Source organism: Arthrobacter sp. CAN_A214 (genome assembly GCF_015751955.1).
Lineage (GTDB): Bacteria > Actinomycetota > Actinomycetes > Actinomycetales > Micrococcaceae > Arthrobacter_D.
In genome coordinates, this window is record NZ_JADOUU010000015.1 from 62,050 (window position 1) to 78,545 (window position 16,496).

Annotated in this window: 13 protein-coding genes; 8 read left to right on the top strand and 5 right to left on the bottom strand. The window is 65.8% G+C overall.

The genetic code is table 11. The features are described 5' to 3' along the window. Positions 1-20 precede the first annotated feature (20 nt). Genes IWX65_RS12905 through IWX65_RS12915 form a run of 3 tightly spaced genes read left to right on the top strand, consistent with a single transcriptional unit; the run spans position 21 to position 2,809 of the window. The gene (locus tag IWX65_RS12905) at positions 21-1,757 is read left to right on the top strand and encodes a phospho-sugar mutase (protein WP_196883416.1); all 1,737 of its coding nucleotides are present in this window, start codon (positions 21-23) and stop codon (positions 1,755-1,757) included. A 48-nt stretch (positions 1,758-1,805) separates the two neighbouring features. Next, complete coding sequence (deoC, locus tag IWX65_RS12910; RefSeq protein ID WP_196883418.1) at positions 1,806-2,486, top strand: deoxyribose-phosphate aldolase; 681 nt, start codon at positions 1,806-1,808, stop codon at positions 2,484-2,486. 38 nt (positions 2,487-2,524) lie between these two features. Then, positions 2,525-2,809, top strand: a complete 285-nt coding sequence (locus IWX65_RS12915) for a hypothetical protein (RefSeq protein ID WP_196883420.1) — start codon at positions 2,525-2,527, stop codon at positions 2,807-2,809. Between the two features lie 92 nt (positions 2,810-2,901). On the opposite strand, the gene mfd is transcribed toward IWX65_RS12915, so the two are convergent. Next, positions 2,902-6,501, bottom strand: coding sequence for a transcription-repair coupling factor (mfd, locus tag IWX65_RS12920; protein ID WP_196883422.1), 3,600 nt, complete (start codon positions 6,499-6,501; stop codon positions 2,902-2,904). Positions 6,502-6,913: 412 nt separating this feature from the next. Between mfd and IWX65_RS12925 the strand changes: the two genes are divergently transcribed. From IWX65_RS12925 to IWX65_RS12945, 5 genes are all read left to right on the top strand, one after another. Next, positions 6,914-8,779 (top strand): hypothetical protein, encoded by a 1,866-nt coding sequence (locus tag IWX65_RS12925; protein WP_196883423.1) that lies wholly within the window; start codon positions 6,914-6,916, stop codon positions 8,777-8,779. Positions 8,780-8,883: 104 nt separating this feature from the next. After that, positions 8,884-9,381 (top strand): DUF2505 domain-containing protein, encoded by a 498-nt coding sequence (locus tag IWX65_RS12930; RefSeq protein WP_196883425.1) that lies wholly within the window; start codon positions 8,884-8,886, stop codon positions 9,379-9,381. A 43-nt stretch (positions 9,382-9,424) separates the two neighbouring features. Next, positions 9,425-9,646, top strand: coding sequence for an SCO4848 family membrane protein (locus tag IWX65_RS12935; protein ID WP_196883427.1), 222 nt, complete (start codon positions 9,425-9,427; stop codon positions 9,644-9,646). 44 nt (positions 9,647-9,690) lie between these two features. Then, positions 9,691-11,067, top strand: coding sequence for a Na+/H+ antiporter NhaA (nhaA, locus tag IWX65_RS12940; protein ID WP_196883429.1), 1,377 nt, complete (start codon positions 9,691-9,693; stop codon positions 11,065-11,067). Positions 11,068-11,075: 8 nt separating this feature from the next. Continuing rightward, complete coding sequence (locus tag IWX65_RS12945) at positions 11,076-12,779, top strand: sensor histidine kinase (protein WP_196883431.1); 1,704 nt, start codon at positions 11,076-11,078, stop codon at positions 12,777-12,779. A 41-nt stretch (positions 12,780-12,820) separates the two neighbouring features. Here IWX65_RS12945 and sufU read toward each other — a convergent pair whose 3' ends face one another. The 4 genes from sufU to IWX65_RS12965 form a co-directional block, all read right to left on the bottom strand. After that, complete coding sequence (gene sufU / locus IWX65_RS12950) at positions 12,821-13,273, bottom strand: Fe-S cluster assembly sulfur transfer protein SufU (protein ID WP_196883433.1); 453 nt, start codon at positions 13,271-13,273, stop codon at positions 12,821-12,823. Next, positions 13,270-14,589 carry a cysteine desulfurase gene (locus IWX65_RS12955; protein ID WP_334683850.1) on the bottom strand — a complete coding sequence of 440 codons (1,320 nt, stop codon included), beginning with the start codon at positions 14,587-14,589 and terminating at the stop codon, positions 13,270-13,272. Before IWX65_RS12955 ends, sufU begins: the two co-directional genes overlap by 4 nt. A gap of 179 nt (positions 14,590-14,768) precedes the next feature. Continuing rightward, on the bottom strand, positions 14,769-15,704 hold the full coding sequence (locus IWX65_RS12960; protein ID WP_196883435.1) for an AfsR/SARP family transcriptional regulator: 936 nt from the start codon (positions 15,702-15,704) through the stop codon (positions 14,769-14,771). Positions 15,705-16,035: 331 nt separating this feature from the next. Continuing rightward, on the bottom strand, positions 16,036-16,496 hold a 461-nt coding region (locus tag IWX65_RS12965), incomplete at its 5' end, for an LGFP repeat-containing protein (RefSeq protein WP_442859197.1).

Sequence of the window (16,496 nt, forward strand, 5' to 3'; positions counted from 1 at the left end):
CGCACTCCGTAAGGTTCCCCATGGTCCTCCCCGAACTTGATGCCCTGCTGGCCGCAGCCGAGGCGTGGGCAGCAGCAGACCCCGATCCTGCCACCGCCGGCGAGCTCCGCACGCTCACAGCCCGCGTCCGGTCGGCCGGCCGGCCCGGCTCGGCGGACGAGCAGGACCTCCGCGACCGCTTTTCCGGGCCGCTGGTCTTCGGCACCGCCGGCCTGCGAGCTGCCCTCGGTGCCGGCCCCAACCGCATGAACCGCGTGGTCGTGCGCCGTGCCGCCGCGGGTGTGGCTGCGCACGCGCTTCGTCTTGCGGACGACGCCGGTACCGCCTACGTGCCGCGCGCCGTCGTCGGCTACGACGCCCGGTACAACTCGAAGATCTTCGCCCAGGAGACGGCGGCGATCTTCACGGCGGCCGGGCTGGAGACCTTCCTCCTGCCGTCGGAGCTTCCCACCCCGGTGCTCGCCTATGCGGTGCGTGCCCTGCAGTGCGAGGTCGGCATCATGGTGACGGCAAGCCACAATCCTCCCCAGGACAACGGCTACAAGGTATATCTGGGCGGGCGGGCCGTCGAGGAGGACGCACGCGGCGTGCAGATCGTGGCCCCGCACGACGCCGACATCGCCGCCTCCATCGCCGCCGTCGGGGGAACCGACGCCGTCGCACTGGCGTCGGATGGCTGGACGGTGCTTCCCGGATCCCTTGAGGAGGATTACGTCACCGCAGTCGCGGCACTGGCCGATCCCGCCTTTCCTGCGCGGGACCTGCGGATCATCCTGACCCCACTGCACGGTGTGGGCGGACGCACTGCCCGGGCGGTGCTTGCGGCTGCCGGCTTCGAGAACGTGACTCTGGTGACCCAGCAGGCCGAGCCCGACCCCGACTTCCCCACCGTCGCGTTCCCGAATCCCGAGGAGCCCGGGGCCCTCGACCTCGCCCTCGAAACGGCGGCCGCTGCCGACGCAGACCTCGTCATCGCCAACGACCCAGATGCCGACCGCGTCGCCCTGGCAGCCAAGGATCCGTCCACCGGATCCTGGAGAATGCTCCGGGGCGACGAGGTCGGCACACTCCTCGGCCTCCATCTCACGGCACGGGCACCCGTCACCGCGGGAGAACAGCAGGTCTTCGCCAACTCGATCGTGTCATCACGGCTCCTGGGCAGGATCGCCGCGGCAGCCGGCATCGAGCACGTCCAGACCCTGACCGGGTTCAAATGGATCGCCCGCGTGCGGAACCTGGGCTACGGGTACGAAGAGGCGCTCGGGTACTGCGTGGCGCCCGGCGTCGTCCGTGACAAGGACGGCATGTCCGCCGCCCTGCTCCTCGCGGAACTCGCCGCGGCAACGAAGGCCGCGGGCCGGACCCTCTTCGACCTGCTCGACGACACCTTCCTGGCCCACGGCCTCCACGCAGCCGATCAGGTGTCGGTGCGCGTGGAAAGTGTCGGGGTGCTCGGCGTCCTCATGGAACGGCTTCGGCACAACCCGCCGCAGTCCTTCGCCGGTTCGCCCGTGGACACGCTGCAGGATCTTGCACAGGGCTCGGCGACGCTGCCGCCCACCGACGGCCTGCTGTACCTGACGCGGGATTCCACCCGGGTGATCATCCGGCCCAGCGGCACCGAACCGAAGCTCAAGTGCTATCTCGAAGTCGTTGAGCCGGTCGGTTCCGCCGCCGGGCTCGTCGACGCCAAGGCAACGGTCCGGGCACGTCTCGATGCCGTGAAGCTCGACGTCGGAGCTGCGCTGGGTCTCTAGAGCCTTCCGCGTCGCGGTGGGTGCTCGATCTCGTGAAAAGATGGATCCATGCCTAGTGAGATTTCCCTTGCGTCCTACATCGACCACACCCTCCTGAAACCCGAAGCGAGCCGTGAGCAGATCCTCACCGTGTGCGCGGAGGCCGTTCAGTACGGGTTCAAATCGGTCTGCGTGAACCCGCTCTGGGTAGGCACGGTCCACTCCGCCGTCAAAGGCAGCGGCGTGCTGACCTGCTCGGTGGTCGGTTTCCCGCTGGGAGCCACTCCCACCGAGGTGAAGGTGGTGGAGGCCCGGGGAGCGGTGGCCGACGGCGCCGACGAGATCGACATGGTCATCAACATCGCCGCAGGACGGGCGCAGGACGCCGAAGCGCTCACCTTGGACATCCGAGCGGTGGCCGAGGCCGTCCACGAGGGTGGGGCAATCCTCAAGGTCATTCTCGAGACCTCGCTGCTCACCGATGAGCAGAAAGTACTCGCCTGCCGCGCCGCAGTGGCTGCCGGAGCGGACTTCGTGAAGACGTCCACCGGCTTCAACGGCGGAGGCGCAACCGTCGCGGACATCGCGTTGATGCGGGAAACGGTGGGTCCGGACCTCGGAGTGAAGGCATCGGGCGGCGTCCGGTCGCTCGAGGATGCACGGGCTCTGATCGACGCCGGAGCAACCCGGATCGGCGCGAGCTCGGGAGTCGCTATCGTTAAGGGTGAACAGGGCGCCGCAGGCTACTGACGGAACAGCAGTCTTTCCAATTCTTAGGAGTTTTGACAATGTCGCACGAAGTGAATAACCAGAGCCCCACCGACGCGGGACGTGGACACCTGCTCAGCAACATCCTGGTGTTCTCCCTGCTGTTCGGAATGTTCCTGCTCGGCATGTACGTCCTCACCTGGTCCGACGGCACGAACGTCTGGCCGTTCGGTGTGTGCCTCGTCCTGGCTTTCCTGGCGTTCTTCATCCCTCAGGGCATCCTGGGACGCGCCGACACCGGCTACGACCTTGCCGAAGGCAACCGCACCGACAAGAAGGAAACTTCCGCGAAGGTCGATTCCTAGCCCCTGCTGACACGGGCACTGCTGTCACGGGCACTGCTGCTAAGGGCTCCGCTGTTACGGGCTCCGCGCAAGCGCCCGGAGCCCGTAACTCTTCAAGGAGTGAAGATGGACTCCAGGACGTTCTGCGTCCACTGCAGGATTTCTGCGTCCACGAGGTCCCGTCCGCCGATCCGGGCGGTTTTCGGCTTCGGCACGAGCACGGCGTTGAGCGCGGGCTTGACCGTCGCCCCCGGGTACATGCGGGCCAGGCGCATCTGCTTCGACTCGGGCAGGTCCGCCGGTGCGAACTTGATGAAGTTCCCCTGCAGCGCCACGTCGGTGAGTCCCACCGCACGTGCGGCCACCCGGAAACGCGCGACGGCGATGAGGTTCCGGACGGCGGCGGGCGGCTCTCCGTACCGGTCCTCCAGTTCGGCGACGACGCCGTCGATCGCCTCGTGCGTGAGCGCTGACGCGAGCTTGCGGTACGCCTCGAGGCGCAGCCGCTCCCCCGGCACATAGTCGTGCGGCAGGTGCGCGTTGACCGGCAGTTCGATCTTCATCTCGGCGGCCTTCTCCTCGGCCTCGCCCCGGAAGCTCGCCACGGCCTCGCCCACCAGCCGGATGTAGAGGTCGAAGCCGACGCCCTGGATATGGCCCGACTGCTCCCCGCCCAGCATGTTGCCCGCACCGCGGATCTCGAGGTCCTTCAATGCCAGCTGCATGCCCGCACCGAGCTCGTTGTGCGAGGCGACGGCCTTGAGCCGCTCGAGTGCGATCTCCCCGAGCGGCTTCTCCGACGGGTAGAGGAAGTACGCGTAGGCCCGTTCGCGCCCCCGGCCCACCCGTCCGCGCAACTGATGCAGCTGGGACAGGCCGTAGGAATCCGCCCGGTCCACGATCAGCGTGTTGGCGTTGGAGATGTCCAGGCCGGTCTCGATGATGGTGGTGCACACCAGCACGTCGAAGCGTTTTTCCCAGAAGTCGACGATGATCTGCTCCAGTCGCGACTCGCTCATCTGGCCATGGGCCACGGCTACGCGCGCCTCGGGCACCAACTCCTTGAGGTGGGCGGCGGTGCGGTCGATGGAGGAGACCCGGTTGTGGACGAAGAAAACCTGCCCCTCCCGCATGAGTTCCCGCCGGATCGCCGCTGACGCCTGCTTGTCCGTGTACGGGCCCACGTAGGTGAGGACCGGGTGCCTTTCCTCCGGCGGCGTCGCGAGGGTTGACGTTTCGCGGATACCCGTCAGCGACATCTCGAGCGTCCGCGGAATGGGAGTGGCACTCATCGCCAGCACATCCACGTTCGTGCGCATCTTTTTCAGCGCTTCCTTGTGCTCCACGCCGAACCGCTGTTCCTCGTCCACGATCACGAGTCCCAGGTCCTTGAACTTCATCTCCTTCGACAGCAGCCGGTGGGTGCCGATCACGACGTCGACCGCGCCCGACCCCAGTCCCTCCGCCGTCTCGCGTGATTCCTTGGTGCTCTGGAAGCGCGACATCGGCCGCACCCGCACGGGGAAGCCGGAGAAGCGCTCGGAGAACGTCTCGAAGTGCTGCTGCACGAGCAGCGTGGTGGGCACCAGGACCGCAACCTGTTTGCCGTCCTGCACTGCCTTGAACGCCGCGCGGACCGCAATCTCGGTCTTGCCGTACCCGACGTCGCCGGACACCAGGCGGTCCATGGGTACCTCCCGCTCCATGTCGGCCTTGACCTCGTTGATCGTGGTCAGCTGATCGGGGGTTTCAACGTAGGGAAAAGCTTCCTCGAGTTCGCGCTGCCACGGCGTATCCGGAGCGAAGGCATGCCCCCGCGAGGCCATCCGCGCCGAGTACAGCCGGATCAGCTCACCGGCAATCTCCTTGACGGCCTTGCGTGCCTGGTTCTTGGTCTTGCTCCAGTCGGAGCCGCCCATCTTGCTCAGCGCCGGCGCGTCGCCGCCGACGTACCGCGTGACCTGGTCCAGCTGGTCGGTGGGCACGAACAGGCGGTCGCCCGGAGCTCCCCGCTTGGACGGCGCGTACTCGAGGACAAGGTATTCGCGGGTGGTCCTGGTGGGGCCTGCTCCCGTGGAACGCTGCATCAGCTCGACGAACTTCGCCACGCCGTGCTGCTCATGCACCACGAAGTCGCCTTCCTTGAGCTGCAGCGGGTCGACGGCGTTGCGACGCCGCGAGGGCATTTTCCGCATGTCCCGTGTGCCGGCGGCACTGGTGCGGCCCAGAAGGTCTGCCTCGGTCAACAGCCCGATCTTGAGTCCGTCCACCACGAATCCGCGCCCGGCGCACGCCGTCGTGATTTCGATGATTCCCGGCTGCGGCGCCGCCTCGAGTGACTCGACGCGGCTGGTCGGGATGTCGTTGTCGTGGAACAGTTCCGCGAGGCGCTGGGCGGGCCCCGGACCTTCAGTCGCCACCACCACGCGCCACTGGTCGCGGACCCGTCCGCCGATGAACTCCATCATCTCGGCGACGTCGCCCTGATACCCGCGCGGTTCACGCGCATGCAGTGTGAAGGTGTCGACGTCGGCGAGCTCCTCGTCCGCGCCGAAGGACGTGACGGCCCACCAGGCGACGTCATTGGCCAGCGCCGTGGAGCGCGTCTCCGTCAGGGACCGGAAGCTGGCGGCCTGCAGATCCATACCGAGTTCGCCGGCGAGGTCGAGCGGAGCGGCACCTCCCTCGGATGCCGTGGACCAGGCCGCCGCGAGGAACTCCTCATTGGTGGCCGTGAGGTCATGGGCACGCGCGCGCACCTTTTCGGGTTCGATCACGACAACGATGGATCCCGCCGGCAGCTCTGCCACGAACGGCACCATCGAGTCGACCAGGACCGGCGCGAGGGACTCCATGCCCTCGACGGCAATCCCACCGGCGATTTTTTCGAGCATGGCGGCTGCGGCGGGGAGCTGCGGCCCGAGTTTCGCCGCCCGTGACATCACCGACGGTGTGATCAGGATCTCGCGGCACGGCGGCGCGTACAACGCCGTCGGGGGTTCCCCTGTGGTGAGCGAGCGCTGGTCGGCGACGGCGAACCACCGCATCTGGTCCACCTCGTCGCCGAAGAAATCGATTCGGAGCGGATGGTCCTCGGTGGGCGGGAAGACGTCGATGATGCCGCCGCGCACGGCGAACTCGCCGCGGTGCGTCACCATGTCCACCCGTGCGTAGGCGGCGTCGGCGAGTGCCCTGACCACTTCGGTGAACTCGACGTTGTCCCCCACTTTCAGGGAGACCGGCTCGAGTTCGCCGAGGCCCGCCACGAGCGGCTGAACGACAGCACGGATGGGCGCAATGATGACGCGAATGGGCGAGACGCCTGGATGGGCAAGACGGCGGAGCACCGAAAGACGGCGCCCCACGGTGTCGGACCTCGGCGAAAGACGCTCGTGGGGAAGGGTTTCCCAGCTGGGGAACTCCTCGATCTCCGATTCCGGCAGGTAGCTGCGCAGCGCGCCTACAAGGTCCTCCGTCTCGCGGCCGGTTGCGGTGACGGCCACCACGACGGGAGGCGCACCGGCCAGGTCGACTGGGCCGGCGGCGTCGCGCAGTCCGTCCACCATCTCCGCGAGGAGCGGTGCCCGCAACCCTGCCGGCGCTCCGATCTGCAGGTCCGTGCTCCGTTGGTCGGCGGACCGCGAGGCGTTCGAGCGGACGCGCGCAAAGGAGGCGTCCTCAGTCAGCGCTGCGCGCAATCCGTTCAGGCTCATGTCTCCGGCTCCTTGTTTCGGGGCGTGGTGGCGACACCACGAAAGCCCGGAATTCAGCGAATTCCGGGGAGACTTCAAGCCTACCGCGCCCCCCTGTCGGTTCGGCCGGATGCGCAGCGCCCGGCGCAGCGGCACCGGATCCGGAACCGTGGCTCCGGATCGAATCCGCACAGCGGAGCGGGAAACAGGACCATAGCGTGGACAGCGGGATCACGGCGCGACAGCAGGCCCGCCGAATAGCGTTCCGACGACACCGCGCCCCGGACCCTGACCTGTTGCCGGACCGCGAGGTGTCCTGGGTCATACTAGGATCGTCATGTCCTTTCCGAAGTCCTTCCTAAGATCCTCCAAACGTGCGGCTGGGGCTGCGCGGAAAGTAGGACCCATTTTGTCTTTGCCGCCGATGCGATCGATGCCGCTGCCACCGATTACCGTGCACCGCAGGGCCGCGCCCCTGGCCGTGGTACTCGTGCTTCTTCTGTCCGGCTGCACGACCGCCGATGATCCATCGCCGGGTGCGTCGTCCAACTCGTCCGACTCCTCCGAGTCCGAAACCGCTTCGAAAACGGTTGTCCTGAACCCGCATCCGGAGTCCCCAACGGTCCTCGGTGCCGGCGGAGAAAGTTCCTCGGTCGCCGCGAGCAGGGCATTCTTCGCGTCGAGCCCGGTCGCTGTGGTCCTCGCTGCTCCCGGGAGCACCGGATCTCCGGACTGGCCGCCACCTGCGATCGGCCCCGCCACGACGGCGGCGGCCGGACTCGGCGTTCCGTTGCTGGTGGTTGATTCCACCGGGAACGAGGCGGAGGTAGCGACGGAACTCGAGCGGCTCGGCACAACCTCCGTCGTCCTCTTCGGAACACCGACGGCAGGTTGGGAGCCGATCGTGGGCGGGCTGGAACAGGTTCCGGGTCCCGACGATGCCGAGGGTTTCCGTGAGGACCTCCAGCTCACGATTGAGCCGTCCATCACCGAGACAAGCGCGCTGATCGATTCGATCGCTGCGATGCAGCCCGGAGAAAGCCTCCTGCTGCCGGTGCTGCCGTCACCGGCTCCGCCCCCCGCCGAACCGGCCGATCCGGCAGTCGCAGCGGACCCCGCAGCGCCGGCATCCGCCTCCGAGAGCGTTGCTTCCGCCAACAGTTCCGGTTCCGGAACCCACGCTGCCGCCGCAGAAGCATCCACTTCCGAACCGGGCACTTCTTCCGGAACCGACCCAGCCGGACTGCCGGCCTTCCGAAGGGCTGAGGTAGCAGCAGACGCAGTCGTCCTGGCCACTCCTGATCCGGCATCCGCCGCAGCCGTCACCACCGCGCGCGCCGCCGGAGCCCTGGTCAGGGTGGTCGCGGAACCTGACCCACGGGCCGACACCGAAACCATTGCGTTCCTGCGCGAGCACCGGGACAGCGCGCTCTTCGGCGTGGGAAACGCCTTCGGTGACCAGGGCACCTTCGCGGAGCACTCCGCCGTCGCCCTCGATGCACCGGAACTGCCGGGCGGCGGGCAAACGGTCTTTCCCGGCCGGAGGATGATCGCCCTGTACGGCCACCCGAGCGGGGGAAGCCTCGGTGTTCTCGGTGAGCAGGGAATCGACGCTTCCATCCAACGCGCCAAGGACACCGCGGCCCTTTACGCTCCCCACAGCCCGGAACCTGTGATTCCCGCCTTCGAGATCATTACCACCGTGGCGAGTGCCGAGGCCGGAGCCGACGGAAACTACTCCACCGAGTCCCGGATCGAGGATCTCGAGTCCTGGGTCGACGCCGCCGGAAAGGCAGGTGTCTATGTAGTCCTGGACCTGCAGTCGGGAGGAAGCAGCTTCCCCGACCAGGCGAAGCTGTACGAGGACCTGCTGAAACGTCCGCATGTAGGGCTCGCCCTCGACGCCGAGTGGCGGCTGGCGCCGGGCCAGCGGCCACTCGATCAGATCGGGACCGTAGATGCGGCGGAGATCAATGAGACCTCACAATGGCTGGCGGATCTCACCCGGACCAATACGCTGCCGCAGAAGCTGCTGATCCTGCACCAGTTCAACCTCGGCATGATCAGCAACCGGGATGCCATCGACGTCAGCCACAGCGAACTGGCAATCAGCCTCCACGCCGACGGACACGGAACACCGGGAGAGAAGCTGGACACGTGGAACGTCCTCCGCAAGGGCCTGCAACCGCAGATCTGGATGGGCTGGAAGAACTTCTATGACGAGGACTCCCCCACGTTCACCCCTGAACAGACGTTCACGAACGTCGAGCCGACCCCGTGGTTCGTGTCCTACCAATAGCCCCTCCCGAACCAGGGGCCACCGCAACCCCGGACCACGACGAGGGACAGCAAGGCCGTAGGATTGCTGGAAGAAACCGCCCGCACCACTTCCCCGGAGGAACCATGGCCCTGAGCGCCTCGACCACCCTGCCCTACAACGTCGCCGCTGTGATCGACGTGTTCACCGACAAAGGCTTCCTCCAGCACATGAGTCAGAAAGCAGGCGGTTCCCTGGAGTCCTCGGTGCTCGACGGGGACACCGCCGGCGCATTCACGCTCGTTGCAGTGCGGACCATGCCTACCGACCGTCTTCCGGACATGGCACGCAAATTCGTCGGTGAGACCCTGACCGTCACCCAGACCGAGCACTGGGCAGCACCCGAGGCCGATGGTTCCCGCGAGGCGCAGGTCGAGATGACAGTCGCCGGAGTGCCCCTCAACGTGGCCGCCGTGCAGAGGCTCATCGCCGAGGGTGAATCCACGCGGGTGGATCTCCAGGGGTCGGTCACCTCGTCCATCCCCTTCCTGGGCGGCAAGATCGCCGGCGCAGCCGAGCCGATGATCGGCAAGGCCCTCAACGTGCAGGCTGTGGAAGCACAGCGCTGGCTCGAAAGCCGCTGACGACGCCCACCCGCCGAATCCACCCCTGCCGGGAGAGCCGACCGTGTCACTGCCTACCCCCCTTGCCCTCGTCCTGATCCTTGCCGGAGTCTGGACGCTGATCGTATGGCCACCGTTCCTCCGTCGTATCCTCAAGGACCCACGTGCCCGCGATGAAAAGGGAGCACCCACCCGCTTTCTGACGGTGCACCTCATGCTTATCTCGACGTCGATGATTCTTGGCCTCGCTACGGCGATCATTGGTATCCGCGCGCTTGCAGGCTGACCCGACCGGCAGGCAAGCAATCAGCACAGAAAGAGGAGCTTCCCATGAGTGATGGACCGCCGGCTGATTCTCCCGTGCCGAACAGACCTTACGGAGCGAAGGCCGTCGTTCTCCAGCGTGGCAGCTATCCGGAGTACCTCCGCATCAACGAGATCCTCCGCAAGGAGACCGTGGGCGGAATCCTGCTCCTGATCGCGGCGGTACTGGCCCTGATCTGGGCGAACTCGCCGTTCTCGGACTCCTACTTCGCCATCCGGGACTTCGAGTTCGGCTATGAGCCGTGGCATCTCAGCCTGACTGTGGGCAAGTGGGCTTCCGACGGCCTGCTCGCCATTTTCTTCTTCCTGATAGGCCTTGAACTGAAGCGTGAATTCGTCGCGGGCGATCTCCGCAAGGTCAGCCGCGCCATCGTTCCCGTCGCGGCAGCGGCCGGTGGAGTGCTCGTTCCGGCCCTGATCTACACTGCAGTCAACCTCTCCTCCCCCGAGACGCTCCGCGGCTGGGCGATCCCCACCGCGACGGACATCGCGTTCGCCCTGGCTGTCCTGGCAGTGATCAGTTCCCACCTGCCGAGCGCCCTGCGGATCTTCCTGTTGACCCTCGCAGTAGTGGACGACCTCATCGCCATCGCCATCATCGCCTTCTTCTATTCGGAGGATGTGCAACTGGACTTCCTCCTGTGGATGCTGCTCCCGCTGGGCCTTTTCGGTCTGCTGGCACAGAAGAAAGCCAAGTTCTTCGGGTCGAGCACCGGCCCGGCATGGCTCATCCTCCTCCCGCTGGGAATCGCCACGTGGGCACTCATGCATGCCTCGGGCGTCCACGCCACCGTCGCTGGCGTGCTCCTCGGTTTCCTCGTTCCGGTGCTGCGGAAGAAACACGGCAAAGTGGCACTGCCCCGGCCCAACAAACCCGGCCTCGCCGAAATTTTCGAGCACCGTTTCCGGCCCCTGTCAACGGGGATCGCCGTGCCACTGTTCGCCTTCTTCTCGGCCGGCGTCACGGTCGGCGGCGTGGACGGCTTCGTGTCGGCGCTCGGAGACCCAGTACTGGTCGGCATCGTGCTCGGACTCGTCCTCGGTAAACCCGTCGGCATTCTCCTCACCACCTGGACCGTCACCAGGACCACAAGGGCAAGTCTCGATCCGGGGCTCAGCTGGTGGGACATCCTGGGGGTGGGCATCCTGGCCGGGGTGGGCTTCACTGTCTCTTTGCTGGTCAACGACCTCAGCTTCGGCGCCGGCACCGAGCATCAGGACAACGCCAAGGTTGCCATCCTCACGGCATCGGTGACGTCGGCACTGCTGGCCACCGTGATCCTGCGGATCCGTAACAAGCGCTACGCGCGAATCAACGACGCCGACACCATCGACACCGATTCGGACGGCGTGCCCGACGCCTTCGAAGACCGGGACCGCTGAGAGGGTCCATGGCCGACCCTGCGCACCTTCCCAAGAATCCGGCCAGATCCGGGCGCCATGCAGGCCGTCGCCGCAAGATAGTGCTCAGTGAGTCCGCCCTTACCGTCACCCTTTTCCTCACGGTGGTCCTGGGGCTCATCCAGAATCCGCGGCTCCTTGAGAGCGGGTCCATCCTCGCCGGATTGCTCCTGCACCTCGTGGTGCTGACGGCATGCGTGGCGATACCCTGGTCCGGCGTTCCGATCCGCACGGCCCTGATCATTCCCCTGATGGACTTCGTTGCGCTCGGCTTCATCCGGTCCGGGGCAGGCGAGAGCCTGAGCGGTGTCGGCCTGCTCGCGGCTTTCCCCGTGGTCTGGCTTGCAGCCTCGCGCGTGTCCACCGCCGTGGCCGTCGGAGCTTCGTTCGTCGGATCCGTGTCGCTCGTATGGTTACCGTTGCTCCTCACCGGCGATGACCTGGTGCTCCGCGATTTCCTCCAGCCGCTTCTCCTACCGGTCATGCTCACCGGTCTGGCGGTATTCGTTTCCGCCCTGACCAGGGATCGCCGGAGCCAGCAGGAGGCCCTGCGCGCCTCACAGGCGGCGCTGCGCGCAAGCAGCGAGGCAGGCCGCAAGCGGGAGCGACTCCTCGGAACAGTCCTGGATACCGTCGACGTCGGCGTGCTCGCAGTGGACGCGAACGGCCACGACATCCTGATGAACGCCCGGCAGCGAGCCGTGCATGCGGCAGCTTCGCCACCCGGCAATGACGACCCGAACGAGTCGCAGCTCCTTGTGTACGGGTCTGATCGGGAAAGCCTTCTTCCCCCGGAGGAGCGCCCCGTGAGGAGGGCCGTGTTGGGCGAGGACCTCACCGCCGAGCAGATCTGGCTCGGCGAAGGCCGGAACCAGCGGTCGATGTCCATCTCCTCACGGTCCATGATCGACGAGGACGGCGCGTTCGCCGGCACGGTGATCTCCTTCATGGATGTCACCGACCTTGCACTGGCCCTTCAGGCGAAGGATGACTTCCTCTCCAACGTCTCCCATGAGTTCCGCACCCCACTCACCTCGATCCTGGGTTACCTCGAGCTGACGATGGAAAGCGGGGAAAGCCTTCCGGCCGCCGTGCAGGGTTACATGGAAGTGGCCCGGCGTAACGCACTGCGGCTCGAGCAACTCGTCGAGGACCTGTTGGCGATCAACGCCGGGACCTTCGAGGTGCGGCGGGAACAGTGCGATGTGGGCCGCATCCTCTCCGATGCCGCGAGTTCGGTACGGGTAAAGGCCCAGCGGGCGGGCGTGGAGGTCGTGAACTCCTCGCCGCCGGGCCTTATTGCGGTGGCAGACCCGGGACGGCTCGCCCAGGCAGTGGACAACTTGATCTCGAATGCGGTGAAGTACAACCGCCGCGGTGGAACCATTACGCTTCAGGCGGTGACCGACGGCGATTGCCTGCGCGTCGAGGTGATCGACACCGGAATAGGGATCGACGCTGCTGATCTCAGCCAGGTCTTCGACCGGTTCTTCCGGTCCCCCTCCGTCCGCACCTCAACGGTTCCCGGGGTCGGACTGGGGCTCCTGATCACGAAGACCATCGTGATCGAGCACGGAGGCACCATTTCAGTGACCAGCGAACCCGGCGTCGGCAGCACCTTCACAATACGGCTGCCGCAGGACGGCGAAATCGCGGGGGAACGCAGGAAGAGCGGCGAGACTGCAAACGCCTGACAGCTTTCCGTGAACCCGTCGGCCGACACTTCTCCTATCCGCTAGTGGTTGGCAGCGAGCAGCGACTCCTCGAGGGCGACCCACGCAAGCATGGCGCACTTGACGCGTGCCGGATATCGCGAGACGCCCGAGAAAGCGGCGGCATCTCCCAGCACCTCCTCGTCGGCATCGAGCTTGCCCCGCGAGCGCATCACATCACGGAAATTGTCCACGAGCCTGATGACCTCATCGCGCGGCAGGCCCACCATGAGGTCCGTCAGCACCGACGCCGAGGCCATGGAGATGGCGCAACCCGCACCCTCCCAACTGACCGAGCGGACGCCACCGTTACTCACCACCGCGCGCAGCGTGATCTCGTCGCCGCACACCGGGTTCAGTTGATGCGATTCGCCCACCATGCCGTCACCGTGGTGCTCCTGTAACCCTGCACCATGGCGCTCCCTGGCGTGGTCGAGAATAATCTGTTGGTAGAGCTGTTCGAGGTCATTGCTCACGGCTTCGCTCCGAAGAAGCTGCGGACACCGGAAACGGCTTCGAGAAAAAAATCCACTTCGTCAGTGGTGTTGTAGAGATAGGTGCTCGCGCGCGTCGTCGCGGTAAGACCGAGCCGGCGGTGCAGTGGCTGGGCGCAATGGTGGCCCACCCGCACGGCGATCCCGCGGTCGTCGAGGAACTGCCCGACGTCGTGGGCATGGACGCCATCGACGTCGAACGCGGCCAGACCGATGCGCCCGGTACCGGCAGTAGGCCCCAGGACACGGATGCCGTCGATGCCCGAGAGCCCTTCCACCAGACGCGCGCCGAGCGCCGCTTCCCATGCCTCGATACGGTGCATCCCGGTTTCTGCAAGATAGTTCGCCGCGGTTCCGAGTGCAATGGCCTGCGAGATCCGCTGGGTGCCGGCTTCGAAGCGGTTCGGTGACGGCAGGTATTCCGCCCGTTCCATCGAGACGGTGGTGATCATCGAGCCTCCGGTGAGGAAGGGAGGCATGGCATCGAGCAGTCCGGCCCGTCCGTACAGTGCGCCGATCCCTGTGGGGCCCAGCATCTTGTGCCCGGAGAACACGAGGAAGTCCACGTCGAGCGCCTTGACGTCGACGGGCAGGTGCGGCACCGACTGACATGCGTCGAGCACGGTGAGTGCTCCCACGTTGCGGGCGAGTCGTAGGAGTTCATCCACCGGGTTGATCGTGCCGAGGACATTCGAAGCATGCGTGAACGCGAGCACCTTTGTGGACGGCGTCAGCAGCGCCGCGGCTTCTTCGAGCCGCAGGGCGCCGTCGTCGTCCACCGGGATGAAGCGAAGCTCCGCTCCCGTGCGGGCAGCCAACTCCTGCCACGGGATCAGGTTCGCATGGTGCTCCATCTCGGTGACCACGATGCGGTCCCCCGGAGCCAGCGCAAAACGCCGCGCAGCCGCTCCGCCCCGCCCGAGTGACGCGTTCGACATCGAATAGGCAAGAAGGTTGATGGCCTCGGTGGCGTTGGAGGTCCACACCAGCTCACCCGCAGAGGCACCGATGAAACGGGCGACTGCCGCGCGGGCATCCTCGTAGGCATCTGTCGCTTCGACGGCAAGGAAGTGCGCTCCACGGTGCACGGCCGCATTGCGTTGTTCGTAGAACTCCTGCTCGGCTTCCATCACACTCAGAGGATTCTGCGAGGTGGCACCGGAATCGAGGTAGACCAACAGTCCCCCGTTGACAGAGGTCTTCAGAATCGGAAAGTCGTTGCGGATGCGCTGCACTTCAGCATTGGTCAGGGCGCCCTCTATGCCCGGCGGGGAGGCGGAGGTGAAAGTAAGGGTCACTGCAGAACTCCTTGGTCGGCTCGGAGGGCCGGATATCCCGCGCGGGCCACGAATTGCTTCCCGCTCGATACGGCATTACGGCATGCCGCCGTCTCCTAATTATCTCACGAGCGCTTCCTGCGATGCGCGCCGCGCGACTGATCCCCCCTCAGCCCGCCACGCCAGCGGCCGGAACCGATTCAGATAGCCCGTTGAGCGCGGCGGAGGAAGGAATCGAGGATTTTCTCCGCCCCCTCGAAGTTGAGCCCTCCGCCTGCCTTCCCTGAGGGAAGCGCATTGCCACGCAACCGCTGACCGAGGCAGATGAGCGCCTCAAGCGCCTCCGACAGGTCCCCCTCCGCTTCTACTGTCTGGCGGAGAAGCCCGACGTAAAGGGCCTGCAGGGCTGAACCGGGACTACAGGCCAGCTCCCGGTGGAATGCCCGCCGGCATCGGTCATAGGACGAAAGTCCCTCAGCGTAGAGCCCCGCGAGCTTGTAGGCGCTGACGAGGGCTGTCCACGCCCTTTCGTTCAGCCCGTCGGCATCGAGCGCTGCCTGCGCCCACGTAATGGCCTCGAGGGGGAAATTCAGCGCACTTGCGGTCTCCGCCGCCCGGATCTGCAGCTCGAGGCGCTGGGAGGCAATGCGGCTCCTTGCTTCGTTCGCCCACTCCGGCACCACCTCGTTGCCGAGCAATGGCACCGCCGACATGTCGATCGCGCGCCGCAGCAGCGGATACGCGTCCACCGGTAGCGCCGAGTCGGCCTCGTGGACCAGGCGGTGAAACCGGTCCAGATCGGAGTCGATCAGTCTGATGTCAAGAACATAGCCGCCGTTCGCCGTCCGCAGGGGCCCTGTTCGCGTCCGGCCGGGCTGGACGAGCCGCCGCAGGCAGCAGACGTAGCTTTCAAGCGTAGCTACTGCGCCGTCAGGAGCGTGGCTTCCCCAGAGGATTTCGATCAGTCGGTCCTTCGACGTTGCACTGCCGAAATTCAGGAGCAGTATCTCAAGGATGTGCCGGGGCTTGCACCCGCCCATCTCGGCTGATGTCAAGATGATGTTGTCGCGCCGCAATTCGAAGTTGCCGAACAGTTGTACAGATACGATGGGTGAAACCTCAGGGGTTATCTCCATGACGTGCTCCAGTATCAGATCGAGCGTCGTGAACGGACGCTTAAGAGTGGAGAATCTACCGCCCGAGGTCGCCCCCCCCCCCCTGCTTCTCCGCTCACTGTGGCACGCGCAGATGGGGCGGACAATGCACTCTGCTACTCGACTTCTACGGGGTTACGAAGATAGGTGCCCAGCGGGTTCCTCGGGAGTAATACCGAGTGCTCCGCAAGTAATAACCAAGTAGCCAGGAGAGTAGCATTTCGTTGCCGGGGCAATGATCATATCCCTTACTACAGCAGAACAGGCCCCCACGTGAGGGGCCTGTTCTGTTACTTTGCAATCGTGTTAGGGCCTAGCTGAGGAACGTACCCCTAATGACGGAGTAATTGATTGTGCCTCCCTGAAACCGTTGGAAACATCCGCCGTCCGGAAGGCCACAAGTCTCACCGGAGGTGGGATAGCCGAAGGTGCCGTTTTCTGCCCCCATAGCTCGCCACCGTGCACCGATGGCGCCATACGTCGGATGAGCACCCGTGGCCGGCGACCAAAGAATGTTACCACCCTGGAACTTCTGATAACACCCACCATTCTTCAACCCACAAATCTCGCCCGTGAGCGGGTACCCAAGAACCCCGTTTTCAAAGCCCATGGTCCGCCACCGTGCACCGATACCGCCATACGTCGGATGAGCACCCGTGGCCGGCGACCAAAGAATGTCACCACCCTGGAACTTCTGATAACACCCACCATTCTTCAACCCACAAATCTCGCCCGTGAGCGGGTACCCAAGAACCCCGTTTTCAAAGCCCATGG